Source organism: Bradyrhizobium xenonodulans (genome assembly GCF_027594865.1).
Classification (GTDB): domain Bacteria; phylum Pseudomonadota; class Alphaproteobacteria; order Rhizobiales; family Xanthobacteraceae; genus Bradyrhizobium; species Bradyrhizobium xenonodulans.
The window spans coordinates 2,766,660-2,791,615 of record NZ_CP089391.1; the positions used below are offsets into that span (position 1 = coordinate 2,766,660).

Here is a 24,956-nt window from a genome sequence, read left to right on the forward strand (position 1 = left end):
ACCACATGATGGACGCGATCGTCCTGCTGCACCGCTGGCTCGGGATCGCGTTCTGCCTCCTGTTCGCGATGTGGTTCGCGACGGGGATCGTGATGCACTTCGTTCCGTTTCCGTCGTTGACGGACGCGGAGCGCTTTGCCGGGCTTGCGCCGGTGGACCGTGTGGAAGCCAAGATCGCGGTCGCCGACGCCGTGGCCGCGAGCGGGATTGCCGACGCGACGCGCGCGCGACTGATCCAGCGAAGCGATGGGCCGGTCTATGTCGTCTCGGGACCGTCGCGCGTCCGCGCGGTCCGTGCCTCCGACGGAGCCGACGCGTCGGTCACGTCTTCCGATGTTGCATCGGCCATCGCGCGCGCGCACGCCCACAGCCGCGGGCTCGATGCCGCGCGGGCCGGGGCCATCGCGCGCGAGGATTACGATCAATGGAGCGTGCCTGATGGCTTTGACCGCCATCGGCCTTTGTTTCGCGCGGCCCTCGGCGATGCCGCCGGGACGGAGGTTTATGTCTCGTCGCGCACCGGTGAGATCGTCCTGGACACGACGCGAAGCGAACGCGGCTGGAATTGGGCCGGCAGTGTCTTGCACTGGATCTATCCGACGGTCCTGAGAAGCAATTGGGCGCTGTGGGATCGCGTGGTCTGGACGCTGTCGCTGCTGGCCTTGCTTGCGGCATTGCTGGGGGCGGTGCTCGGGATCGTGCGGCTCAAAATGCGAGGCGCTGTGATCTCGTCGCCATATCGTGGCTGGCATGCCCTGCATCACCTCATTGGCCTCGCAGCGATGATGTTCGTGCTGAGCTGGATCTTCAGCGGCTGGCTCTCCATGGATCACGGCCGGCTGTTCTCGCGCGGGCAGCTGAGCGCGGCAGAAGCCGGCGTGGTGCATGCCGTGCCGGACTGGACGGCAGCCTCATCGCTCGATCGGCGGCCGATAGCGTCGTCGGTCCGCGAAGTCGAATGGTTCGCGTTCGGCGGCAAGGTCTACCGCCGCGATCGGGATGATCTTGCGCGCCAGATATTGATCAGGACAGGGGATGTATCCCAGGATGGACAAACCGGATTTTTGAGCGCGCGCGATGTTCAGGGCTTGACGGCGCGCCTTGCCACCGGCTGCCTTGCGCCGTCCGCTGTTGCTGATAGCGACGACTATCCCGCGCAATCCGTCGTCCCCGGTGCGCCCGTCTATCGCTCCCGATGCGGCGACCTCTGGTTCGACATCGACGGCGCCGATGGCCGCGTGCTGCAAAGGCTCGATGCCTCGCGGCGGGCCTATCGCTGGTTCTACAGCGCGCTCCACACGCTCGATTTTCCGATCCTCATGGTGCATCCGCATCTGCGCGATGTCCTGGTCGTCGGACTCTGCGCGTTGGGACTGGCGTTTTCCATCACCGGCATCGTGATCGGCTGGCGGCGCCTGCGTCTGTCTCTCTGACAATCCGCGCAAGCGGGGATCGTCACATCGGCTCGATGCCGATCTTCTTGATGATGCCGGCCCATTTCGTGGTCTCCGACGTCATGAAATTCGTCAGACCTTGCGGGTCCATCACCAGCGGCTCGGCACCCTGCTCGACGAAGAGGGCGCGCACCTTCGCATCGTTTACGGCCTCGACCATCGCGGCATGGAGTTTGTCGACCACGGCCTTGCCAGTGTTCGCCGGCGCAAGAAGCGCAAGCCACGCAGCGCTCTCGTAATTCTTCAGGCCGGCCTCGGCAGCGGTCGGCACATCCGGCAGCGCCGTCATGCGCTTGTCGCTGGCGACCGCGAGCGGGCGCGCATCGCCGCTTTTGATCAGGCCGAGGACGTTCGGCAACAGCTGGAAGCCGAGCGGGACCTGTCCCGCGATGAAATCAGGCGTGTAGGCGGCGATGTTGCGGTAGGGCACGTGCGTGAGCTCGGTGCCGGTGAGCTGCTCGAAATAGGCCGCCGACAGATGCTGCGACGAGCCGACGCCGACCGTGCCGTAGTTCAGCTCGCGCCGATGACCCTTGGCATAATCGATCAGCTCAGCCAGCGATTTCGGCAGCAGCTTCGAATTGATCACGATGACATTGGGCATGGTCGCGAACAGCCCGATCGGGGCGAGATCCTTCAGCGGATCGTAGGGCAGCTCCTTGTAGAGCGACTTGTTCGCGGCCAGCGGGCCGGAGGTGCTCATCAGCAGCGTGTAACCGTCCGGGGCCGCATGCGCGGCGGCCGCGGTGCCGATATTGCCGCCGGCACCGGGACGATTGTCGACCACGAAGGCCTGTCCGAGCGATGTCGACATGCGGTTGAGCAGGATCCGTGTGATCACGTCGCTGGCGCTGCCTCCCGCAAAGGGCACGAGCACCTGGACCGGGCGGGCGGGATAGTCTTGCGCTTGCGCGGGCCGCAGTCCGGCGGCGGCGAGAGCCGCGCCTGCGCCGAGCGAGAGTAATGACCTCCGGTCAGGGCGAAATCCCTCGCTCTGCTGCTGAGCGATGCTTGTGATCTTGCTGCGACCGAACCCTGTCATCTCGGACTGAATCTCCCGACCGTGTCTTGTTTGCGAGCCGTGGGATTGTCCGGGACAGGAGTCGTCGGGGATGAGCCAGGCCGCGATTTTCTGCGCCTGGACCGTAGTTAGCCGGCGAATGCGACCGTCATGCCGGCTCGTCTCAAAACTTACCAACTCGTCTCATTTTGCGATCGGCGCGACATCCTGTGCGGATGAGAGAGCAGCGACGCCTAATCGAGTCCGGTCTTGCCCGGTGCCCAATAGGCTTTTGCCTTGATCCGCGATGACGCGACACCCCCGGCTTTCAGGGTGCGGCTGATGCGCTGGATCGACGACGCCTTGCCTGTCAGCACGAACTGCGCCCCGTTTGCGGCAAGGCGGAGCATCTCGGCCTCGATGGCTGCGAGATGGGCGTCGTCGGCGCTGCGTGCGGTCAATCGCGCCTGGCAGAGGCCGATGGCGTCCAGCGCCTGCTGCGACTCCGCGATGTCGTTGGCCTCGAACATGTGGAGCGCGCCGCCAGTTTGCAGATTGTCGCGCAACGCCGCCGCCAGGCCAAACGAGGTCTCATCGCCAAACAGGACGACGGGGGCCTCAAAGCCGGCGAGGTCGAGCGAACGGCGCGGACCGAAGAACTGGCAGATATCGTCTTCGTGCAAACCGCTCGCCCATCGGCTGCCGGGGCCGTCGCCATGGGCGAAGGCGAGCAGGCGTGTCCTGCCGCGCCCTCGATCCCACGACATCGGTGTGTAGGTGCGCGCGCTCAGGCCCGTACCCATCGCGACCTGGATCTTCTGGCCGGCGGTCCATGCGACGTCCTTGAGTGCTTCGCCTTCGAGCTCAACGAGCCGAAAGTGCGGCGAGAGTATTTCGATGGTGACGACGCGCGCAGGCCGCATCAGCCATCGCAGCAGCATCCGCATGACCGGTCCTTGCGGTATCTGCGATGGCTCGGAGATTTGCGGCGCTGGGTCGGGCTCGTTCAAGGCTCGGCTCCCGGATCATCTGGTCTTGATCGTGAGTTCGTTGCCGCGGCCGGGGTCGAACGGCAGCGACAGCGAGAGGTAACCGTTTTGGGGATCGCGGACGTAATCGATATAGCCCGAGGCTTCCTCGAACGCGTTCTCGCCGACGATGAGGGCGCCGAGCTTGAGCTGCGGCTCCAGCAGTTTGAGGATAGGAAGATAGAGCGTGAAAGCGCCGTCGAGCATCACCATGTCGATCTCACTGATGCCGGACCCGAGTGTTTCGCGGGCGTCGCCGAGCCGGAATTCGACGAGGTCGGCTAGCCCCGCGGCGGCGACATTCGCGCGGGCACGCTCGATCTTGCCGGGTTCAAGATCGGTCCCGATCAGGCGGCCGCCGCCCATGTCGCGGAGAGCTGCCGCCATGTAGATCGCAGAAATCCCCATCGAGGAGCCGAACTCGACGATGCGTTTCGCCTTGCAGGCGCGGGCGCACATGTAGAGGAAGCGTCCGAACCGCGGCGAGACGCTCAGGAAATTGCCGGCAAGTCCGTGATAGACGGACTTCAGGTCACGGCTCTCGGCTGCAATGAACTGGCTGATCATTTCTTCGCGGTTGCTCGCTTCGCTCGTGCTGGTCTGCACGAGCGGAGCATCGGCGACCTCCGCCTCCAGGTGCAGGCGTTCGACAACGTCCGCGACAAGTCCGCTGCTCAGTGAATCCATGGTCAGGCTCCCTTGGCATGCGCTCCCGAGGGGGCGCTTCCGAGCCTGCTTACGAAATCGCTCCTCCATCCGCATTCCGCAGATGCGACAATCGATTGCGATTTCCGGTCAGTGGGCGCCGATGCGGCGCTCGGCGAGATAGCGCGCCGGCGGCTTGCCGAGCGCCTTGCGGAACATGGTGACGAAGGCGCTCGCGCCCTCATAGCCGAGATCGAGCGCCACCGTTTGCACCGAGGCGCCCTGGTCGAGCCGCTGAAGCGCGATCAGGATGTGGAGCTGCTGGCGCCAGCGGCCAAAGCTCATGCCGGTCTCGCGTTGCAAGAGGCGGGTGAGGGTGCGCGGTGCCACGGCGATGCGCCGGCCCCAATCGTCGATCGTCGCGCGATCGGAGGGATTTTCCATCATCGCGCTGGCGATCCGTCGGAGCCTCGTGTCTACAGGCATCGGGAAGCGCAACTCCTCGACGGGCGCCGTCGACAACTGGTCGAGCAGTACCGTGGCGATCCGGCCGTCGGCGCCGTCGATGTCGTACAGCGGCGGCATGTGCGTGGCATGCACCAGCAGGCGTTCCAGCAAGGGCGAGATCGTCAGCGAGCAGCACTGCCTGGGGAGCCTCAGTGCCGCATCCGGTTCGACGAACAGGCAATAGACCTCGACGTCACCGGCGACGTTCACGCTGTGGGCGACATCACCGGGAATCCAGACCGCGCAGCGCGGCGGCACGATCCAGACGCCTTGCCCGGCTTCCAGCCTGACGACGCCGCGCAAGGCCAGGACGAGCTCGTCCTTGCGATGCGCGTGCATGGCCACCTCGGTGCCCTTCGTGACCATCTCGCCGCCGAAGGCGGCGATGGCGCGCGGCACGTCCTCCGAGTTGAAGTCGATGATGTCATCGGGGCGAAGATCGCCGTCGTTGAGCCGGAAGAAGGGCATGGTGGGTGGATGATCGATCCGGGGGATGAACTGGACCCGCCCAATATCAGGCCGACGACCGGGACTTTCAACGCAGCGAGATCGATTCTCGACGGGTTCTAACCAGCCCGCTTCCGTGCCTTTCTGCGGAAGGATGGCTCGACGAACTCTTTCGCTACGGCTGCCGCCTGTGCCAGATCATCGCTGATGACGTCGAGCACGGCCTTTGCTGCAACCGACACCGATCGCCTGGGATGATGCACCCAGGCGATCGAGCGCACGATCCGCTGCTCGTCGAAACGATGGGCCCGGATGGCGCCGCTCGCAAGCGATTGCCGGAGCGCGATGGTCGGCAGCACCGTCGCGAAATTGGTGGTCGCGATGACGTCGCAGAGCGCGGGCAGGGTGTCGAGCTCCAGCCTGGGGCGGAGGTCGATGCCAACGGCGGCGGCGTGCTCGTCCAGGATCAGCCGCAGGCCGTGGCGCTTGGAGGGCAGCACCAGGTCGAAATTCGCGATGTGGTCGAACCGCAGTTTTGCAGGCTGCCTGAGCGGGCTGTCCTTGCGGCAGGCGAACACCATCTCCTCGTCCATGATGTGATGCGCGGCGAGCGGCGTCTTTCGGCGCGGCACGTTGATCAGCGCGAAATCGAGCTGGCCGGTGTTGACCCAGTCCACCAGCGTCTCGGTGTAGCCCTCACAGGCTGACAGCGTGATCTCGGGATAGCGGCTCGCAACCGTCGCCGACGAGCTCGCCATCGTGCTTTGCGCCACCGAAGTGATGAGGCCGACCGAGACGCGCCCCGAGATGCGCCCGCCGAGCTGCGCCATCTCCTGCCGCGCATGCTCGGCATCGCGCACGATCGGCGCCGTCAGCCGCACCAGCGCCTCGCCGGCACTGGTCAGCGTCATGCCCTGCACACTGCGGTCGAACAGTTTCTGGCCGAGCTCGGCCTCGAGCTTGGCGATCTGCATGCTCAGCGCCGGCTGCACGATGTTGAGCTGGCGCGCGGCGCGCGTGACGTTCTTTTCCTCGGCGAGGCACAGGAAATATTGCATCTGCCTGAGTTCCACGGGCCCCGTCCTTCGTTCGCCGATCCTGCCAGCGATCATCTCAGATGATGAATGATATAATCAATCATTATTTGTTCTGATGGATGGGATTGCCTAGTCTTGCCGCTCGAGGGGCGCGTGCCCCAGGGGAGCGAAACCACAAATATGCAGGACGCCACACCCAAGCGGATGATCATCGGCATTTCCGGCGCCTCCGGCGTCACCTATGGCGTGCGCCTGCTCCAGCTCCTGCGCAATGCCGGCGTCGAGACGCATCTGGTGATGTCGAAGACCGCCGAGCTGACCTTTGCCTATGAAACGGACCTGAAGATCGCGGAGGTGAGAGCGCTCGCCAATGTCTGCCATGGGATCGACGACATGGCCTCGGCAATCTCGAGCGGCTCGTTTCGCACCGCCGGGATGATCGTGGCGCCGTGCTCGATGCGCTCGATGTCCGAAATCGCCTCGGGCGTGACCACGACGCTTCTGACCCGCGCCGCCGACGTCGTGCTCAAGGAGCGCCGGCGCCTGGTGCTGATGGTGCGCGAGACCCCGCTGCACACCGGGCACCTCCGGACGATGACGGCCTTGTCCGAGATGGGCGCGATCATCGCGCCACCGGTGCCGGCCTTCTACGCCAAGCCTGAAAACCTCGAGGACATGGTCGAGCACACCGTCGGCCGCGTGCTCGACCTCTACGACATCGATATCGGCGTCGTGCGCCGCTGGGGCGAGGACGAGGCGCTCAAGCGCCGCTCGCCGCCGCTGCGCAAGATCACGCCCTGACCCGAGACTTGAGGAAAGACCCGCATGCGAATGGAAAATGTTGCGAGGAAGGCGCCCGCCGACCTGCGCGCCTGGCTCGCTTATCTCGCCGAGCGCGGCAAGCTCGCCATCGCCCGTGAGGGTATTGGCCTTGCCGACGAGCTTGCCGCCGTGGCCAAGCGGCTGGAGCGCGACAGCGCCGTGCTGTTTCCGCGTCCGGACGGGCACGCGATTCCGGTCGTCGCCAATCTCTTTGCCGGCCGCGACTGGGTCGCCGAGTCCATCGGCGTGACCGAGGACCAGCTGCTGCCGCGGTTTCTTGCCGCCGCGAGCCGACCGCTGCCGACACATGAGGTCGCGAGCGGGCCGGTGCAGGAGGTCGTGCACGAAGACGTCGACCTGCTGCGCCAGCTTCCTGTGCCCAAGCACAATGAGCGCGACAGCGGACCCTACATCACGGCGGGCCTCCTGATCGCCCGCAATCCCAGGACCGGCGTGCAGAACGTCTCGATCCACCGCTGCCAGATCTCCGGCAAGAACCGCATCGGCGTGCTGCTGCTGCCGCGGCACACGTTCTCCTACTATCGCCTCGCCGAGGAGCTGGGCCAGGCGCTGGAGATCGCGATCGTCATCGGCGCGCATCCGGCATTGATGCTGGCGTCGCAGGCGATCGCCGCGCTGGACGAGGACGAGATGGCGATCGCCGGCGCGCTGCTCGGTGCGCCCGTGGACGTCGTCAAGTGCCGCACCAATTCGGTGCGCGTTCCCGCGCACGCGGAAATCGTGATCGAAGGTCGGATCCTGCAAGGCGTGCGCGAGCCGGAAGGTCCGTTCGGCGAATTCCCTCAATATTACGGCCCGCGCGCCAATCGCGAGGTGATCGAGGTCGATGCGATCACGCATCGCAAGGCGCCGATCTTCCACACCATCGTCGGGGGCGGCTTCGAGCACCTGATCCTCGGCGGCGTGCCGCGCGAGGCGACGCTGCTCCAGCATCTGCGCCGCAGCTTTCCCAACGTGCTCGACGTCCGCCTCACGCGCGGCGGCACCTGCCGCTACCATCTCGCGATCAAGATCGACAAGGCCAATGACGGCGAACCCAAGAACGTCATGATGTGCGCCTTCGGCGCGCATTACGACATCAAGCAGGTCGTCGTGGTGGACAAGGACGTCGACATCTCCTCGTCCGAGGAGATCGAATGGGCGGTGGCGACGCGCTTCCAGGCCGACCGCGACCTCATGGTCGTCTCAGGCGCGCTCGGCTCGAAGCTCGATCCGACCACCGACAACGGCATCAGCGCCAAGATGGGCCTGGATGCGACCGCGCCGGTCAGCGCGCCCGAGCTCGCCTTCAAGCGCATCCGCGTCAAGGGCGAGGAGGAGGTCGATCTGGCCACCGCCTTGCAGGCGGACCCCGGCGCCGCGGTCGCGCGCCTGCTTGCGGAGACGCGGACATGAGCGGATTATCGCCCACCGGCAACTTGCGTCTTTGTGCGCGGTTGGAATATGAAGCCCGTGCTGCCTATAGTGCCGCGCCAACAAGCCAATCATTTTGCGGCGCAATGCCGGGAGGAAGGAACTGATGTCGACGGCCCTGCGCATCGCTCATGGCGCTTTCGGCAGGGTCGCGCTGCTCGACATGGACCGTTCGCTGGTCCGCCACGCCCATCATCACTGCCACGTCCTGCTCAAGGTCGAGGGCGCCGACACGCAGTTCATGGTCGGCGACCAGGTCACGCCGCTGACGGACACCGCCGCCGTGCTGGTCGACGGCTGGAAGCCGCACGCTTACGTGCATGACGTCAATCGCCCGCGCACCCTCATCATGGCGCTCTATATCGAGCCGGAATGGCTGAAGGAGTTCCGCCCCGGCTGGGCCGCGAGCGGCGCGCCGGGATTCTTCGAGCGGCCGTCGGGCGAGGTGTCGCCGCGCATCCGTCAGCTCACGCTGCATTTGGCGGCCGAAATGATGGCGAATCCGGATGCGGTGCGGACCCATGAACAGACGCTGTCCGACCTCATGATCGCGGTGATCGAGCGCTTCACGCCCTGGCGCAGCTTTCCGATCTCGATCCGCGGCATGAGCGCGGTGAGCTGCGACTGGCGCATCCGCCGCGCGATGGACGCGATGCGGGTGAACGACTCCCATGCCAACGTCGATCAGTTCGCGAGGGGTGCCGGCCTGTCGCGCGCGCAGTTCTTCCGCCTGTTCGAGACCTCGCTGGGCGTCTCGCCGAAGCTCTACCTCAACGTCGTCCGCATGGAGCGGGCACTCGATGCTGTCATGCGCGAGGACACGCCGCTCGGCGAGCTCAGCGAGCGCTTTGGTTTTCCGGAGCCGGCGCATTTCACGCGGTTCTTCCGCGATCATGCCGGCGTCAGCCCGCGCGAGTTTCGCAACGTCTCGCGTCTTGCGGGTTGATTCTTGTAGCGGATATTGCGCTGCACGCTCTCGAATGAGACGATTTGGTAAGTCGTGAGAGCGGGCGGTATGGCTCGCGCGTCCCCTGTCCTGACATCTGTCACCGTCGCGTCAAAGAGCGCGTCGGGAGGGTTGCCGGGACATGGTGCAGGCTGCGGTTCAATCCGCACATTCGGTTGACCAGAGTGGCGACAGGCCGTGGGTCGGGCGTTCGATCGAGCGCGTCGAGGATGCCGCGCTGCTCTCTGGCCGCGGCCGCTTCATCGACGATCTCGGCGGTGCGCCCGGCACGTTGCACGCGACGATTTTGCGCTCGCCGCATGCGCACGCCGATATTCTCTCGATTGACGTTGAAGCCGCCACGCGTCTGCCGGGCGTTGCCGCGGTTCTGACTGGCACCGACGTCAAGGCCGTCACCACGAGCCTCGTCGTCGGCGTGAAGGCGCCGGTCGAGTGCTGGCCCATTGCCATGGACCGCGTGCGCTATGTCGGCGAGCCCGTCGCCGTGGTCGTGGCCACTGACCGCGCCCGCGCCGAGGATGCGGCCGAACTCATCAACGTCGAATATCGTCCGCGGGACGCCGTCGTCGATCCGCTTGGTGCGCTCGTAACAGGTGCGCCTGTGCTGCATGACGGCTTTCCCGGCAATCTCGCCAGCGAACGGGCCTTCCGCTACGGCGATCCCGAGAAGGCCTTTGCGGATGCGCCGCATCGCTTCTCCGTCGACATCAGATATCCGCGAAATTCCTGCACGCCGATCGAGACCTACGGCGTCGTCGCCTCGCACGACTCCGGCGAGGACGCGTACGAGGTTCTCGCCAATTTCCAGGGCCCGTTCAGTATCCACACAGTCATTGCGCGTGCGTTAAAGGTGCCGGGCAATCGGCTGCGGCTGCGCACGCCGCCGGAGTCCGGCGGCAGCTTTGGCGTCAAGCAGGGCGTGTTTCCCTACATCGTGCTGATTGCCGCTGCCGCGCGAATCACCGGACGGCCGGTCAAATGGATCGAGGACCGGCTCGAGCATCTCACCGCCTCGGTCTCGGCGACCAACCGCGCGACGACCTTGTCGGCGGCCGTCGCAAGCGACGGTAAGATCCACGCGCTCGACTGGGATCAGGTCGAGGATTGCGGCGCGCATCTGCGTGCGCCCGAGCCGGCGACGCTCTATCGCATGCACGGCAATATGACGGGCGCCTATGACATCCGTCACGTCAGCATCCGCAACCGCGTCGTCGTCACCAACAAGACGCCGACCGGCCTCAACCGCGGTTTTGGGGGCCCGCAGGTCTATTTCGCGCTGGAGCGATTGATTCAGAGGATCGCGATCGGCCTCAAGCTCGATCCGCTCGATGTGATCAAGCGCAATCTGATCGACGCCGGCGCCTTTCCCTATCGCACCGCGACCGGCGCCTTGCTCGATTCCGGCAATTACCAGGAAGCCATCGCGCGCGCGGTCGAGCAGGGCAGGCTCGCGGAGCTTAAATCGCGGCGAGACGCGGCGCGGGCGCAGGGCCGGCTCTACGGCATCGGCTTCACCGCCGTGGTCGAGCCCAGCGTCTCCAACATGGGTTACATCACCACCGTGCTGACGCCGGCGGAGCGCCGCAAGGCCGGGCCGAAGAACGGCGCGCAGGCAACCGCGACGGTCGGGCTCGATCCGGTCGGCAGCGTTACGGTCCACGTCGCCTCGGTGCCGCAAGGGCAGGGCCATCGCACCGTGCTGTCGCAGGTCGTCGCCGATGTCTTCGGCCTCCAGCCAAAGGACATCCGCGTCAACACTGAGATCGATACCGCCAAGGATGCCTGGTCGATCGCCTCCGGCAACTACGCCAGCCGTTTCGCCGCAGCCGTGGCCGGCACCGCAAAGCTCGCGGCCGAGCGTGTCGCCGGCCGTCTCGCCCGCATCGCCGCCAGCCAGCTCAACGTCGAGACCGCTGACATCGTCTTCGCAAAAGGCTTCGTCGCCTCAAAGCACAATCCGGAGAACCGGATCGCGTTCTCGCGCGTCGCCGCCCTCAGCCACTGGTCGCCGGGCTCGCTGCCTGATGATGCCGGCCAGACCATCCGCGAGACAATGTTCTGGACGCCGCCGGAACTGACGCCGCCCGACGCGGACGACCGCATCAACTCCTCGCTCTGCCACGGCTTCATCTTCGATTTCTGCGGCGTCGAGGTCGATCCGACCACGCTGGAGACGCGCATCGACCGCTACGTCACCATGCACGATTGCGGCACCATTTTGCATCCCGGCATGGTCAACGGCCAGATCCGCGGCGGTTTTGCGCAGGCGCTCGGCGCCGCGCTCTACGAGGAATACGCCTATGCCGAGGATGGCAGCTTCCTGACGGGAACGCTGGCCGACTATCTGCTGCCGACCACGACGGAGGTGCCGGAGCCCGAGATCTTCCACATGGAGACGCCGTCGCCGTTCACGCCGCTTGGCGCCAAGGGCGTCGGCGAGGGCAATTGCATGTCGACGCCGGTCTGCCTCGCCAATGCGGTCGCGGATGCGCTTGGCATTGCCGATATCACCTTGCCGCTGGTCCCGGCGCGACTTGCAGAGATGGTGCGCGGTGCCGAGCCGCCGCCTCCCGCGGGCGGCGCGGCGGCCGCGCCTGTACGCGAAGGCGACCGGCGGCTGCGCGGCGAGGGGCAGGCGTCGGTGAAGGGCGCGCCGGAGCAGGTCTGGGCGATGCTGCTCGATCCCGCGACGCTGCAATCGGTCATTCCCGGCTGCCAGCGCGTCGACAAGGTCACGGACACGCATTTCCGCGCGGACGTTACGCTCGGTATCGGGCCCGTCAGCGGCCGCTACCGCGCCGACGTCGAGCTGTTCGACCTCGACCCGCCGCGCGCGGTCACCTTGCGTGGCGGTGCCACCGGCGCGCTCGGTTTTGGCAATGCCGAGGGACGCATCACGCTCGCGCCCGACGGCAATGGCGGGACCAAGCTGGCCTACAGCTATGACGCCGCCATCGGCGGCAAGGTAGCCAGCATCGGCGGCCGCCTGCTCGATGGCGCGACGCGCGTGATCATCGGCCAGTTCTTCACTGCGCTCGCCCGCAAGGCCGGCGGTGGTGGTGCGGAGGGCGGCGGTTTCTCGCTGTTCGCACTGCTGGCGAAGCTGGCCAGCCTGTTCGGAGGGCGTCGATGAAGCCGCCCGCATTCGATTATCTCCGCGCCGAAACCGTCGGCGACGTCCTCGAAGGTTTGGCGCAGCAAGGCGGCGATGCCCGCGTGCTCGCCGGCGGGCAGTCGCTGATGGCGATGCTCAACATGCGTCTCGCCAAGCCAAAGCTGCTGATCGATATCATGCGTCTGACGGAGCTCCGCCGGATCGAGCGGAAGGGCGATGCCGTCGTGATCGGCGCCGGCGTGCGCCAGGCCGATCTGCTGGCCTGGCCCGATCTTGCCGTGGCGCTGCCGCTGGTGGCGCAGGCGCTGCCCTGGGTCGGGCACGTGCAGACCCGCAGCCGCGGCACCATCTGCGGCTCGCTGGCGCATGCCGATCCTAGCGCCGAGATGCCGCTCGCGCTGGTCGCGCTCGGTGGCGAAGTGCTCTTGCGTAGCGCCAAACGCCGCCGCCGCATCGCCGCAAAAGACTTCTTCGCCGGCATGATGCTCACCGCACGCGCCGACGACGAACTGATCGAGGGCATCTCGCTGCCCGTCATCAAGGGATCGCGCGTCGCCTTCCGCGAGGTCGCGCGCCGCCACGGCGATTTCGCCATCGTCGCCTGCGCCGCGATGAAGATGCCGACCGGCGTGCGTCTTGCCGTCGGCGGCGTCGCCGACGTGCCGACCGCGCGCGGCTGGCCGCTTCTGGAGGGCAGCGCGCTCGACGATGCGCTCAACGCCTTCGCCTACGAGCTCGGGGCCCGCGACGATGTCCACGCCACCGCGCGCTATCGTCGCGACCTCGTGCGTATGATCGGCCGCGACCTGATCGGCGAGGTGCTGCAATGACCCGGCTCAAGGCAGATCAGCGCCATGCCATTCGCTTCTCGCTCAACGGCCAGCCGGTCGAGGCGGAGGCCGAGCCGCGCATGCTGCTGTCCGATTTCCTGCGCCACCAGCTGGGCGCCACCGGCACCCATGTCGGCTGCGAGCACGGCGTCTGCGGCGCCTGCACTGTCGTCGTCGACGGCATGCTGACGAGGTCCTGCCTGACGCTGGCGGCGCAGGTCGATGGCTGCGAGCTGAGGACAGTCGAAGGGCTCGCGCCTTCGGCCGACCGGCTCGGCGTGCTGCAACAGGCGTTCCGCCGCAACCACGCACTTCAATGCGGCTTTTGCACCGCCGGCATTTTGATGTCGCTCGACCACTATCTCGCGAAGAATCCGGAACCGACCGAGGCGGAGATCCGCGATCTCCTCAGCGGCCATATCTGCCGCTGTACCGGCTACACCCCGATCATTCAAGCGGCGCTCGAAGCCGCCGCAAAACTCGCATCATCCAAAAAAGAGACGTCCGATGCTTGATCTCGCCAGCAGCTTCATGGCCAGCGCCGCGCGCGATCCCCATGCCATTGCCTTGGTCGACGGCGATCTCCGCCTGACCTACCGGCAATGGTACGACAAGATCTCCGCGCTGGTGGCCTCGTTCGACCGCCTCGGCCTCAAGCCCGGCGATCACGTCGTCACGCTGCTGCAAAACCGCTGGGAGGCCGCGACGCTGCACGGGGCCTGCCAGTTCGCAGGCCTCGTGATCACGCCGATCAACTGGCGCGCCAAGGCTGACGAGCTCGATTACTGCATCGAGAACGCCGAAGCCTGCGCGATCGTCTATCAGGACATCTCCGCCGAGGCCGTGCAGGGCTCGGCGCTATCAGGCAAGCTCCTGCGCGTGTCGGTCGATCCCCGCACCGGCGATGCCACCAGCTTCGCCGATCTGATCAAAGACAGCGCATCGGACGCCGAGCCGCGCGTCGGCGCCGATGCGTGGTCGATCATGCTCTACACTTCAGGGACGACCTCGCGTCCGAAGGGCGTGCCGCGTCGCCATCGCGCCGAGCGGGCCGCGGCGATCGCCCATGTCGCGCAAAACCTCTACGGTCGCGGCGAGCGCACGCTCGGCGTGATGCCGCTCTACCACACCATGGGCGTCCGGTCGCTGCTGGCGATGTCGCTGATCGGCGGCCGTTTCATTTGCCTGCCGCGCTATGACAGCCGCCAGGCGCTGGCGCTGATCGAGAAAGAAGAAATCACCAATCTCTATCTGGTGCCGACGCTCTATCACGATCTCGTCCATCACGAGGCCTTTGCCAGAACCGACGTCTCCAGCGTGCGTAAGCTCGGCTTTGCCGGTGCGTCGATGACCGACGGCCTGCTGAAGAAGCTGAACGAGGCGTTCAAGCCGAACCTGTTCGTCAACCATTACGGCAGCTCCGAGATCTACACCTTTACGATCGACCAGAACGCGACGGCAAAGCCCGGCTCGGCCGGCAAGGCCGGCCTGAACCAGCACGTGAAAGTCGTACGCATCGGTGCGAGATCGGTCACCGACCTTGCGGCGGTCGGCGAGGAGGGCGAGATCATCGCGACGCTGGCCGGCGACGAGGCCTTCGAAGGCTATTGGCGCCGCCCCGAAGCCGATGCCAAGTCGCTGCGTGAGGGCTGGTACTTCACCGGCGACACGGGCCTCATTGATCCCGACGGCGATCTCTTCGTCACCGGCCGCGTCGACGACATGATCATTACCGGCGGCGAGAACGTCTCGCCGGTCGAGATCGAAAGCTGCCTGTCGCTGCATCCTGATGTCGACGAGGTCGCGGTGGTCGGCGTTGCCGATGAGAAGTGGGGCAAAATCGTCGCCGCCTTCGTCAAGCGCAACCGCGCCGTCTCCGATGTCGAGTTGGAGCAGTTCTGCCGCACCTCGGGCCTCGCCAATTTCAAGCGGCCGCGCCGCTACGTCTTCGTCGACGCGATTCCCAAATCGCCGGTCGGCAAGCTGCTACGGCGCCTGCTCGTCGCCGGAGAATACGAGGCCGAACGCCTGCCGCCGTCGGACGCCGCCTGATCATCCGCATCAACAGAAGGAAGCCAACATGCCGTCGCCCTACACATTCGCTGATCCCCGGCTCGCCAAGCTCGACGGGTTCAAGGTCGAGCTCGACGAAGCGCATGAGCGCGCCGACATCATCCTTGGGAGGCCGCCCTACAACGTCGTGGCGATGCCGCAGCGCGACCAGCTGCGGCTGACCTTCGAGACGCTGGATGAGGATCCGCGCGTGCGCATCATCGTGGTGCGCGGCGAGGGTGAGCATTTCTCCAGCGGCGGCAATATCGGCGGCTTCATGGAGGCGAGCCCGGAGCACGTCTCCAAGCTCGCCTGGAACATCGCCGCGCCCGCGCGCTGCGCGAAACCCGTCATCGTCGCCAACCGCGGCTATTGCTTCGGCGTCGGCTTCGAGCTGTCGCTCGCCTGCGACTTCCGCATCGCGTCCGAGACGACGCAATACGCACTCCCGGAGCAGAAGCTGGGGCAGATCCCGGGCTCGGGCGGCTCGGCCCGCTTGCAGAAAATGGTCGGTATCACCCGAACCAAGGACATCGTGATGCGCTCCAAGCGCATCTCGGCCAAGCAGGCCTACGAGTGGGGCATCGCCACCGAATGCGTGCCGGACGCCGAGCTGGAAAAGGCGACCGACAAGCTGGTCGATGAATTGCGCACCTTCTCGCCGCTGGCGCAGCGCACGGCCAAGAAGCTGCTCAACGACACCGAGGATTCGACGCTCGCCATCGCGATCGAGCTCGAAGGCCATTGCTACAGCCGCCTGCGCCAGTCGGACGACTTCAAGGAAGGCGTCGAGGCCTTCAACACCAAGCGTCCGCCGAGATTCACCGGCCGCTGAGACACGCCAAAACTGCCGCGGTTCGCAATGGCGCGGACCGCGGCGCTATTCAAACGGGGGAGGTCAAACAAAATGGCTGAGATGGATATGCCGGTCGCGGGTGCGCAAGCATCGGCGGATAACAAGCAAATGGTCAATGCGATCATCGCATCGGTGCTCGGATGGGCACTCGATCTGTTCGATTTGTTCATTCTGCTCTACGTGGCGCCTGTTATCGGCGCGCTGTTCTTTCCGTCGAGCAATGCTGCGCTGTCGCTGGCGGCGGTCTACGGCTCGTTCGCAGTGACGCTTCTGATGCGTCCGCTCGGCTCGGCGGTGTTCGGACATTATGCCGACGTGCACGGCCGCAAGCAGGCCATGCTGATCGCCATCGTCGGCGTCGGCCTCAGCACCGCGGCGTTCGGCCTGCTGCCGACCATCGCCCAGGTCGGCGTGATCGCGCCGATCATCTTCCTGGTCCTGCGCCTCGTGCAGGGCATCTTCGTCGGCGGCGTCGTGGCCTCCACCCATACGATCGGCACGGAATCGGTGCCGGCGAATTGGCGCGGCGCGATGTCGGGACTGGTCGGTGGCGGCGGCGCCGGCATCGGCGCGCTGCTGGCGTCCTTCATCTTCCTGATCACGTCCTCGATCTTCCCCGGCGATGCCTTCGCGGTGTGGGGCTGGCGCTGCATGTTCTTCTCGGGCCTTTTGAGCTCACTGCTCGGCTGGTTCATCTTCCGCAACCTCGAGGAGTCGCCTTACTTCAAGGAGCTCAAGCGCCAGCAGGGCAACAAGCAAGCGAAGGTCTCGAAGGCGCCGGTCAAGGACGTGTTCTCGGGCGAGTATCGCGGCGTCCTGCTGATCAACCTGCTCATCACCTTCGGCGGCGGTGCGGGCTATTACCTCACCTCCGGCTATCTTCCGAGCTTCCTGAAGGTGATCAACGCGGTCCCGAACCAGACCTCGTCGCTGATCCTGATGGGCGCGAGCGTGTCGGCGTTCTTCTCCGCGGTGCTGGTGGGCGCGCTGAGCGACCGCATCGGCCGCAAGAAGACGTTCCTGCTGATCGGCGTCCTGGCAGCGGTGCTGCTGCCGCTGTGCTATCTCAATCTCGCGGCGACCAAGGACACGACCCAGATCACGCTTCTTGCGCTCGCGATCGCCTTCATCGGCAATGCCGGCTATGCGCCGGTGCTGATCTTCCTGAACGAGCGTTTCCCGACCGCGCTGCGCGCGAGCGGCACGGGCCTGTCCTGGAACATCGGCTTTGCGCTGGGCGGCATGATGCCGACCTTCGTCTCGCTGGTGAGCGGTAGCCCCGCGGAAATACCGATGTCCCTGGCGTACTTCGCGGTCGGCGTGTTCGTGATCTATTTGATCGGTGCGGTCGTGATCCCCGAGACCAAGGGCAACTTCCGCTGAGCTGGATCGGCGCGGCCGCATCTGCGGCCGCGCCGATCCATCGGATTGCTCGACGTGCCCGGCAGCCTCCGGTAGCTCCTGATCCGGCTCGTTCTGCTCAACGGCACGGCCTTCCAGGCGACGCTCGCGGACGATCGCGCCCCCTGGAGGCTTGCGGCGGCATCATTGATCCCTTTCCGCCGGGGCCCTTTCAGTGTAGCTCTGCGCCCACTTGTTAGGCGGCGGGCGCCAATCCCACTGCCGTGGAAATCATGCAGGAGACCTGGGATGTACCCGAAAGTTCAAATGTTCATCGCCGGCGAGTGGACCGACGGCGCGTCCGGCAAGTCGGAGGACATCCTCAATCCCGCCACCGGTCAGCCGATCGGCAAGACCCCGCATGCCTCGCGCGCCGATCTCGACCGCGCGCTGGAGGCCGCCAAGGCCGGTTTTGAGGTCTGGCGCAAGACCTCGCCGTTCGACCGCTACAAGCTGATGCGCAAGGCCGCCGACATCATCCGCTCGCGCGCCGCCGAGATCGCGCCCGTGATGACTATGGAGCAGGGCAAGCCGGTCGTGGAAGCGCAGGGCGAGACCATGCTGGCCGGCGACCTCATCGACTGGTTCGCGGAGGAATCCCGTCGCGCCTATGGCCGCATCGTGCCGCCGCGGATGGGCAATGTCACCCAGCTCGTGATCAAGGAGCCGGTCGGTCCGGTCGCAGCGTTCACGCCCTGGAATTTCCCGATCAATCAGGCTGTCCGCAAGATCTCGGCCGCGCTCGCCGCCGGCTGCTCGATCATCGTGAAGGGGCCGGAAGAAACTCCGGCAAGCTGCATGGAGCTGGTGCGCGCCTATGCGGATGCGGGCATTCCGGCCGGCGTCGTCCAGCTGGTGTTCGGCGTGCCGTCGGAGGTGTCGGAATATCTCATTCCGCATCCGATCATTCGCAAGATCAGTTTTACGGGCTCGACCGCGGTCGGCAAGCATCTGGCTGCGCTCGCGGGCCTGCACATGAAGCGCGTCACCATGGAGCTCGGTGGCCATGCACCCGCGATCGTTTTCGCGGATGCCGATCTCGACAACGCCGCCAAGATCCTGTCGGCCAACAAATTCCGCAACGCCGGCCAGGTCTGCGTCTCGCCGACGCGCTTCCTGGTGCATGAAAGCGTCTATCAGCCCTTCGTCGACAAGTTCGTGGCGGCCGCCAAGGGCCTCAAGGTCGGCAGCGGCCTCGACAAGGACACCCGCATGGGTCCGCTGGCCAATCCGCGCCGCGTCGACGCCATGGAAGGTCTCGTTTCCGACGCGGTTCATCGCGGCGCCAAGGTGCAGGCCGGCGGCAAGCGCATCGGTAATGAAGGCTTCTTCTTCGAGCCGACGGTCATCACCGACGTGCCGCGCGATGCCCGCATCATGAACGAGGAGCCGTTTGGACCTCTTGCTCCCATCACGTCGTTCCGCAGCTACGACGAAGTGGTGGCCGAGGCCAACCGTCTGCCTTACGGCCTGGCCGCCTATGCCTACACGACCTCGACCAAGACGATGCAGGCAATCGGCGCCGACATCGAGAGCGGCATGGTCTCGATCAACCATCACGGTCTCGCATTGCCGGAAGTGCCGTTCGGCGGCACCAAGGATTCCGGCTACGGCTCCGAAGGCGGCCTCGAGGCGATCGAGGGGTATCTCAACACGAAGTTCGTGACCCAGGCGAGCTCGTAAGGACGGACTTGTAGGGTGGGTTAGCCCCCGTGGCTGCGCGCAGCGCAGTCCGCGCGGCTAACCCACCCTACGCATTGGGGCGAGCTACAACTCCTTGCCTGACGGGCGAGACATGGACAACAGCCGTCACCCAAGCAAGCGCGTGTCCCTTGCCGGGATGCATATCGACCGGGCGTCGGCTGTGCCGCTGCATTTGCAGATCGCGGCCCATATCCGCGACGGCATTTTGCGTGGTGTCTTTCCGGCCGGAACGCAATTCCTCGGCTCGCGCGAGATCGCGCGCGAACTGGGCTGCTCGCGCACGGTGGTGCTGAGCGCCTGGGATCTGCTCTACGCCGAAGGCTATCTTGCGTCGACGCCGCGCGGCAGCGTGATGGTGGCGTCCGTCACGGCACCACATGTGGGGGCTCCGTCCGCCACATCGCCCGCAGCCAAGCCCGCGCATATGTCAGAGCGCTGGCGTTCTCTGCTTTCCTTCGACTACGAGACCAACTGGCCGTCCGAGTTCGCACCCGGCGCGCCCGACATCTCGACGTTCCCGTTCAGGGAATGGTCGCGCCTGCTGCGCCAGAGCTGGCAGAACCCGAAAGAGCAGGAATGCCTCGATCTTCCGTCCGAAGGGCATCCGCGGCTGCGCAGCGAGATCGCAAATTTTCTCGGCTCGGTGCGCGGGCTGGTCTGCTCGCCGGAGGAAGTCGTGGTCACGTCCGGTACATCAGGCGCGCTGGATTTCTGCAGCCGGATGATCCTCGATCCCGGCGACGAGGTCTGGGTCGAGGAGCCCGGCTTCATCGAGGCCCGCTTTGCGCTCACGGCGGCCGGCGCAAAACTCGTTCCGATTCCGGTCGATGACAAAGGTCTCATCGTGTCCGAGGGTATCAGGCGTGCGCCGCGTGCGAAGCTGATCGTGGTCACGCCGTCGCACCAATATCCGCTCGGCATCAGCATGGGCCTTGAGCGGCGGCTCGAGCTGCTGGACTGGGCCAACAAGAACGACGTCTGGGTGATCGAGGACGATTACAATTCGGAGTTCAGGCACCAGGACAGCATGATCGCGTCCCTGCGCTCGCTCGATCGCGAGGGGCGGGTGATCTATTTCGGCACCTTCTCGAAGATCATGATGCCGAATTTGCGGCTCGGCTACATGGTCGCGAACCGGCACTTCATCGAGGGCTTTTCCAAGGGCCGCGCGCGGATCGACGTGCACACCTCCGGCATCGGACAGCTCGCGCTGGCGGAGTTCATGCGCGAAGGGCACCTGCTGCGGCATCTGCGCGGGATGCGGCGGATCTATGCCAGCAGGCGAAAGGCGCTGATCGATGCGATCGCCGCGCAGATGCCTGACGATCTGATCGTGTCCTCCGCCGTCACCGGATTGCATCTGGTGGCGCTGTTCACCGGCGCGATGCAGGCGCGGATGAGCGACCGCGAGGCCGCCGCAGTGCTGAAGCAGGCCGGCATCCACGTGCAACCCCTGTCGCAGAATTTTTTGGAAGCGCCGACGCGGCAAGGCCTGGTGTTCGGCTACGGGCGGCTGCACGTCGAGGATGCCGCGCCGCTGCTTGCGAGAATCGCGGCTTGCATCGGCAGCGGCGACCGCAGCGCACCATCCGCGCGGACAAAACCGTCTCTGACTGTTCGTACAATAAAGAGAAGCTGAGCCGACTGCCGTGCATAGCTCCTAGGCAGCCGAATATTCCGCGCTGCCGTTCAATCGCCTGTAAATTAGACAGACCATTTTAGACGTCCGATTGCAGTGCAGCGGGCGCCACAATTTATCTCGAAGAATCCAAGGGTGCACTGCACCTTTCTCGCGAGAAACGATCCGCGCTCGTGTGCACTCTGTGCGGGCAGTGCTGCACCAAAACGTGCAGCCGATGCTGCACCGCGCGATGCCGGTGGCCTGCTGGCCTAGCGGTTTGCGACAACTCTGGCCCTATCGCGAGCCCATCGCTCTGTCGCACGCTCTCAGTCGGTGGCATGACAAGGGATGCATGATGAGCGCTCTCGGTTTGGCTTTGGTCGTTGCGATGGATGGGAAGGACCTCGCGTCCGGTTCGGACGTTACGCGTAGCTGACGCCTGCACATGAGCTCTTCCGAACATCACTGGGAAGTCGGCACGGATATCGGTGGCACCTTCACCGACATCATCGCCCTCCGGCGCGATTCCAACGAGGCGCGGATCGCAAAAGTGCCGTCTCGGCCCCAGGCGCCGGTTCAGGCTATGCTCGAGGCGATCGAGGCGGTGGGCCTGCGCAAGATCGAGGTCAAGCGCTTCGTCCACGGCACCACGCGCGTCACCAACGCCATCGTCGAGAACCGGCTGCCGAAGGTGGCGCTGGTCGCGACCTCAGGCTTTGCCGACGTGCTGGAGATCGCGCGCTATCGGCGCCGCGATCTCTACCGTCTCGACATTCCCCCGAAATCGCCGCCCCTGGTGCCGCCCGAACGCTGCTTTGGGCTTGCCGAGCGCCTCGATCACGAGGGCCGGGTGCTGAAGGCGCTGGATGACGCCGAGATCGAGCGTCTGGTGGCGTGGCTAAAGCAGACCGGCGTACAGAGCGTCGCGGTCGCTTTGCTCCACGCCTATGCCAATCCGGTGCATGAGAAGATGCTGGGCGAACGGCTCAAGGACGTCGTCGCCCATGTCTCGCTGTCGCACGAGGTCAATCCCGAGGCGCGCGAATATGAGCGGACCTCAGCGACCGTCTTCAACGCGGCCGCAATGCCGATCGCGGTGGAATATCTCAGCGAACTGGAGCAGCGGCTGCCGATCGGTGCCGGCTTGCAGGTGTTTCATTCGGCAGGAGCCATGGTGCCGATCTCCGCCGTGAAGCGGCGGCCGCTGGTGATGGCGATGTCGGGCCCGGCGGCGGGCGTCTCGGCATCGGTCAGCATCGCGCGCCAGCTCGGGACGTCGCGGATGCTGACCTTCGACATGGGCGGCACCACGACGGATGTCTGCCTGATCGTCGACGGCCAGGCGGAAATGACCGACGGCCGCATGCTCGGCGACAAGCCGCTGCGCCAGCCGATGCTCGCGGTTCATTCGATCGGGGCCGGCGGCGGATCGATCGTGCGCAACGGTTCCGGCGGCCTGACGGTGGGCCCGGAGAGCGCCGGCTCCGAGCCGGGCCCGGCCTGCTACGGCCGCGGCGGCACTGACCCGACCATCACCGATGCCAATGCCGTGCTCGGCTATCTCAATGCCGAGACGAAGCTCGGCGACCGCATCGGCATCGATATCGAGGCCGCCAGGCGCGTCATCGCGCCGATCGCGCAGGCGCTGGGATTAAGCCTGACCGAAACCGCACTCGGCATCATCAAGGTTGCCAACGCCACGATGGCGCGCGCGCTCCGCCGCGTCACGGTCGAGCGCGGCATCGACGGTCGCGATTGCACGCTGCTCGCCTTCGGCGGCGGCGGCCCGATGCATGCCGCAGGCCTTGCCGATCTCTACGGGATTTCGGAGGTCGTCGTGCCCAGCGCGTCGAGCGCGTTCTCGGCGCTGGGCTGTCTTACCGCCGATTTCAGCTTCCTCCAGCAGCAGACGCTGCGCGCCGCGCTCGACGGCATTGATCTGGTTCGCGTGTCGGAACGGATCGGGACGCTGATTGACGATGCGTCGGCGCCGCTGATCGCCAATGGTGTTGCGCAAGCCGAGATCCAGGTCGAGCTTGTCGCGCTGATGCGCTACGCTGCACAGAACGACGCCATTCCGGTGCCGTTCACGCTGCCGCTGGATGTCACCAAGCTCGAGAAAGACTTTTTGGGGCGGCATCACGAGCTGTTCGGCTACGCGACCAGCGAGTCTTGCGTCATCGAATCCGTGCGTGTCCAGGCGCGCCGCCCGTCGACGACCGTCGTGAGCCGGCCGGCGACTGCGACGAGGCCGGCGTCCACGGGCAAGCGGATCTGCTCGTTCGACGGTCTCCACGAGACCGAAACCGCCATCATCGATCGCGCCGCGCTGACCGACATCGTCAGCGGCCCTGCGATCATCGAAGACGCGTGGTCCACCGTGATCGTGCCGCCCGGCTGGCAGGCCAAGCCTGATATCGCCGGCAATCTGTTCCTGACGCGGAGGGCGGCATGAAGCTCGATCCCTTCGTCGTCGAGGTGATCAGGCACGGGCTTTCCGCTGCGGCCGAGGAAATGAGCCTGGTGATGACGCGCTCGGCGCGATCGCCGCTGCTGCGTGAGGCCGGCGACCTCTCGTCCGCGATCACCGACGGTCATGGCGGCCTGGTCGGGCAGGGCCGCGACATCCCGATCCATCTCGGCGCGATGGCGTATACGATCCCCGAACTGCTGAAGGTGGTGCCACGCGAAAACCTGAACGACGGCGACGTGGTGATCTACAATGTCGGCGCGCTCGGCGGCAATCATCTCAACGACGTCAAGGTCGTGCGGCCCGTCTTCGTCGACGGCGAGATCGTGGCGTTCGCGGTCAGCCTCGCGCATTGGCCCGACATCGGCGGCACCTGGCCCGGCAGCTATTTCGCCAAGGCCATCGACACGTTCCAGGAGGCGATGCGGATTCCGCCGGTGCTGATCGCGACGGCGGCCGGCGTCAGCGCGCCGATCGTGGAGCTGCTCAAGGCCAACGTTCGCGATCCCGAATCCTGCGAAGGCGACCTGCTCGCCCAGATCGCGGCGACCAAGGCCGGCGAGAAGCGCATCGTCGAGCTCTGCCGCGAGCACGGCAAGGCGGTGTTCATGGCGACGCAGTCGCGCCTGCACGATCTCTCCGAGATCGAGATGCGGGAAGCGCTCCGCGCGCTGCCGGATGGCGTCTACGAGGGCGAGGACCATCTCGACGACGGCAGCGTCAACAACGCGCCGGCGCGCATCCACGTCAAGATTACCATTCGCGGCGACGAGGCGACTTTCGACCTGTCCGGAAGCTGCGACCGCGTCTCCAACTTCTGCAACACGACGCCGTTCATGGCGCGCTCGGCCGTCGCCTATGCCGCCCGCATCATGAGCGGGCGCGACATGAACCAGAACGCGGGTGCGCTCCGGCCCCTGACCATCATCACGCGCCCGGGCTCGATCCTGGAACCGGGCTGGATGGCGTCCGTTGCCGCCGGCAACCACGAGACCTCCATGCGCATCGTCGATGCGATCTTTCGCGCGATGCAGGACACTATCCCTGAGCGGCTGTCGGCCGGCGGTGCCACCACGGCGGGCGTGCTGTTCTTCGCCGAACCGCGGCCGAACGGCTCGTGGAAGATGCTCTACGAGGTCCACGGCGGCGGCGAAGGCGCGCGGCACGATCGCGCCGGCATGTCGGCGACGCGGGTGCATCTGTCCAATACATCGAACACGCCGATCGAAGTGATCGAGGCGAATTACGCGATCCGGCTCGAGCAGCAGGCCATTCGCTGGCAATCCGGCGGCGCCGGCGCGCATCGCGGCGGTGACGGCTCCGTCCGCACTTATCGCATCCTCGCGCCGTCGATGCACCTGACCACCTGCATTGAGCGCATGGTGATTGCACCTTTCGGCATGCAAGGCGGCGAAGCCGGCAAGGCCTGCCGCATCTCACTGGTCCGGCAAGGCGCGAACGTCGCGATCGACGGAAAATCGAATCTGGTGTTGCAGCAAGACGATCTCGTCACGATCGAGATGTGCGGCGGCGGCGGCTACGGCGCCGCGGCTGCAGAGTGAGGGA

The 24,956-nt window shown here is 65.9% G+C and carries 19 protein-coding genes; 14 read left to right on the top strand and 5 right to left on the bottom strand.

Going from position 1 to position 24,956, the window contains the following annotated elements; translation table 11 throughout:
* Window positions 1-5: 5 nt before the first annotated feature.
* On the top strand, window positions 6-1,433 hold the full coding sequence (locus I3J27_RS12815) for a PepSY domain-containing protein (RefSeq protein WP_270169637.1): 1,428 nt from the start codon (window positions 6-8) through the stop codon (window positions 1,431-1,433).
* Window positions 1,434-1,455: 22 nt separating this feature from the next.
* Here I3J27_RS12815 and I3J27_RS12820 read toward each other — a convergent pair whose 3' ends face one another.
* The 5 genes from I3J27_RS12820 to I3J27_RS12840 form a co-directional block, all read right to left on the bottom strand.
* Entirely contained in the window at window positions 1,456-2,496 is a 1,041-nt protein-coding gene (locus I3J27_RS12820) for a Bug family tripartite tricarboxylate transporter substrate binding protein (protein WP_270169639.1), read from the bottom strand.
* 212 nt (window positions 2,497-2,708) lie between these two features.
* A complete protein-coding gene (locus I3J27_RS12825) occupies window positions 2,709-3,464 on the bottom strand; it encodes a siderophore-interacting protein (RefSeq protein WP_270169641.1) in 756 nt (251 codons plus the stop codon).
* Window positions 3,465-3,479: 15 nt separating this feature from the next.
* A complete protein-coding gene (locus I3J27_RS12830) occupies window positions 3,480-4,169 on the bottom strand; it encodes an O-methyltransferase (RefSeq protein ID WP_270169643.1) in 690 nt (229 codons plus the stop codon).
* Between the two features lie 108 nt (window positions 4,170-4,277).
* Entirely contained in the window at window positions 4,278-5,102 is an 825-nt protein-coding gene (locus I3J27_RS12835) for an AraC family transcriptional regulator (protein WP_270169645.1), read from the bottom strand.
* Between the two features lie 98 nt (window positions 5,103-5,200).
* On the bottom strand, window positions 5,201-6,139 hold the full coding sequence (locus tag I3J27_RS12840) for a LysR family transcriptional regulator (RefSeq protein WP_270172723.1): 939 nt from the start codon (window positions 6,137-6,139) through the stop codon (window positions 5,201-5,203).
* A 159-nt stretch (window positions 6,140-6,298) separates the two neighbouring features.
* On the opposite strand from I3J27_RS12840, the gene I3J27_RS12845 reads away from it, so the two are divergent.
* The 13 genes from I3J27_RS12845 (at window position 6,299) to I3J27_RS12905 (ending at window position 24,952) form a co-directional block, all read left to right on the top strand.
* Entirely contained in the window at window positions 6,299-6,919 is a 621-nt protein-coding gene (locus I3J27_RS12845; RefSeq protein ID WP_270169647.1) for a UbiX family flavin prenyltransferase, read from the top strand.
* Between the two features lie 24 nt (window positions 6,920-6,943).
* A complete protein-coding gene (locus I3J27_RS12850; RefSeq protein WP_270169649.1) occupies window positions 6,944-8,356 on the top strand; it encodes a UbiD family decarboxylase in 1,413 nt (470 codons plus the stop codon).
* A 124-nt stretch (window positions 8,357-8,480) separates the two neighbouring features.
* Window positions 8,481-9,320 (top strand): helix-turn-helix transcriptional regulator, encoded by an 840-nt coding sequence (locus tag I3J27_RS12855; RefSeq protein ID WP_270169651.1) that lies wholly within the window; start codon window positions 8,481-8,483, stop codon window positions 9,318-9,320.
* 142 nt (window positions 9,321-9,462) lie between these two features.
* Window positions 9,463-12,474: a xanthine dehydrogenase family protein molybdopterin-binding subunit gene (locus I3J27_RS12860; protein WP_270169653.1), complete on the top strand. Its 3,012-nt coding sequence runs from the start codon at window positions 9,463-9,465 to the stop codon at window positions 12,472-12,474.
* Window positions 12,471-13,286 carry an FAD binding domain-containing protein gene (locus I3J27_RS12865; protein ID WP_270169656.1) on the top strand — a complete coding sequence of 272 codons (816 nt, stop codon included), beginning with the start codon at window positions 12,471-12,473 and terminating at the stop codon, window positions 13,284-13,286. The genes I3J27_RS12860 and I3J27_RS12865 overlap by 4 nt, the downstream gene beginning before the upstream one ends.
* On the top strand, window positions 13,283-13,801 hold the full coding sequence (locus tag I3J27_RS12870; RefSeq protein WP_270169658.1) for a (2Fe-2S)-binding protein: 519 nt from the start codon (window positions 13,283-13,285) through the stop codon (window positions 13,799-13,801). Before I3J27_RS12865 ends, I3J27_RS12870 begins: the two co-directional genes overlap by 4 nt.
* Entirely contained in the window at window positions 13,794-15,338 is a 1,545-nt protein-coding gene (locus tag I3J27_RS12875) for an AMP-binding protein (protein WP_270169659.1), read from the top strand. The genes I3J27_RS12870 and I3J27_RS12875 overlap by 8 nt, the downstream gene beginning before the upstream one ends.
* Before the next feature lie 28 nt (window positions 15,339-15,366).
* Complete coding sequence (locus I3J27_RS12880; protein ID WP_270169661.1) at window positions 15,367-16,173, top strand: enoyl-CoA hydratase/isomerase family protein; 807 nt, start codon at window positions 15,367-15,369, stop codon at window positions 16,171-16,173.
* A 72-nt stretch (window positions 16,174-16,245) separates the two neighbouring features.
* Window positions 16,246-17,577, top strand: a complete 1,332-nt coding sequence (locus I3J27_RS12885; RefSeq protein ID WP_270169663.1) for an MFS transporter — start codon at window positions 16,246-16,248, stop codon at window positions 17,575-17,577.
* Between the two features lie 267 nt (window positions 17,578-17,844).
* On the top strand, window positions 17,845-19,278 hold the full coding sequence (locus I3J27_RS12890; protein ID WP_270169665.1) for an NAD-dependent succinate-semialdehyde dehydrogenase: 1,434 nt from the start codon (window positions 17,845-17,847) through the stop codon (window positions 19,276-19,278).
* Between the two features lie 112 nt (window positions 19,279-19,390).
* On the top strand, window positions 19,391-20,938 hold the full coding sequence (pdxR, locus tag I3J27_RS12895) for a MocR-like pyridoxine biosynthesis transcription factor PdxR (protein ID WP_270169668.1): 1,548 nt from the start codon (window positions 19,391-19,393) through the stop codon (window positions 20,936-20,938).
* Between the two features lie 427 nt (window positions 20,939-21,365).
* Window positions 21,366-23,375, top strand: coding sequence for a hydantoinase/oxoprolinase family protein (locus I3J27_RS12900; protein ID WP_270169675.1), 2,010 nt, complete (start codon window positions 21,366-21,368; stop codon window positions 23,373-23,375).
* A complete protein-coding gene (locus I3J27_RS12905; RefSeq protein WP_270169677.1) occupies window positions 23,372-24,952 on the top strand; it encodes a hydantoinase B/oxoprolinase family protein in 1,581 nt (526 codons plus the stop codon). Before I3J27_RS12900 ends, I3J27_RS12905 begins: the two co-directional genes overlap by 4 nt.
* The last annotated feature ends 4 nt before the right edge of the window (window positions 24,953-24,956 follow it).

Bases quoted from the DNA above. Each gene is read 5' to 3' on its own strand.
- I3J27_RS12815 (WP_270169637.1), top strand. From the start codon at position 6: ATGATGGACGCGATCGTCCTGCTGCACCGCTGGCTCGGGATCGCGTTC.
- I3J27_RS12820 (WP_270169639.1), bottom strand. From the start codon at position 2,496: ATGACAGGGTTCGGTCGCAGCAAGATCACAAGCATCGCTCAGCAGCAG.
- I3J27_RS12830 (WP_270169643.1), bottom strand. From the start codon at position 4,169: ATGGATTCACTGAGCAGCGGACTTGTCGCGGACGTTGTCGAACGCCTG.
- I3J27_RS12835 (WP_270169645.1), bottom strand. From the start codon at position 5,102: ATGCCCTTCTTCCGGCTCAACGACGGCGATCTTCGCCCCGATGACATC.
- I3J27_RS12840 (WP_270172723.1), bottom strand. From the start codon at position 6,139: ATGCAATATTTCCTGTGCCTCGCCGAGGAAAAGAACGTCACGCGCGCC.
- I3J27_RS12845 (WP_270169647.1), top strand. From the start codon at position 6,299: ATGCAGGACGCCACACCCAAGCGGATGATCATCGGCATTTCCGGCGCC.
- I3J27_RS12850 (WP_270169649.1), top strand. From the start codon at position 6,944: ATGCGAATGGAAAATGTTGCGAGGAAGGCGCCCGCCGACCTGCGCGCC.
- I3J27_RS12855 (WP_270169651.1), top strand. From the start codon at position 8,481: ATGTCGACGGCCCTGCGCATCGCTCATGGCGCTTTCGGCAGGGTCGCG.
- I3J27_RS12860 (WP_270169653.1), top strand. From the start codon at position 9,463: ATGGTGCAGGCTGCGGTTCAATCCGCACATTCGGTTGACCAGAGTGGC.
- I3J27_RS12865 (WP_270169656.1), top strand. From the start codon at position 12,471: ATGAAGCCGCCCGCATTCGATTATCTCCGCGCCGAAACCGTCGGCGAC.
- I3J27_RS12870 (WP_270169658.1), top strand. From the start codon at position 13,283: ATGACCCGGCTCAAGGCAGATCAGCGCCATGCCATTCGCTTCTCGCTC.
- I3J27_RS12875 (WP_270169659.1), top strand. From the start codon at position 13,794: ATGCTTGATCTCGCCAGCAGCTTCATGGCCAGCGCCGCGCGCGATCCC.
- I3J27_RS12880 (WP_270169661.1), top strand. From the start codon at position 15,367: ATGCCGTCGCCCTACACATTCGCTGATCCCCGGCTCGCCAAGCTCGAC.
- I3J27_RS12885 (WP_270169663.1), top strand. From the start codon at position 16,246: ATGGCTGAGATGGATATGCCGGTCGCGGGTGCGCAAGCATCGGCGGAT.
- I3J27_RS12890 (WP_270169665.1), top strand. From the start codon at position 17,845: ATGTACCCGAAAGTTCAAATGTTCATCGCCGGCGAGTGGACCGACGGC.
- pdxR (WP_270169668.1), top strand. From the start codon at position 19,391: ATGGACAACAGCCGTCACCCAAGCAAGCGCGTGTCCCTTGCCGGGATG.
- I3J27_RS12900 (WP_270169675.1), top strand. From the start codon at position 21,366: ATGAGCTCTTCCGAACATCACTGGGAAGTCGGCACGGATATCGGTGGC.
- I3J27_RS12905 (WP_270169677.1), top strand. From the start codon at position 23,372: ATGAAGCTCGATCCCTTCGTCGTCGAGGTGATCAGGCACGGGCTTTCC.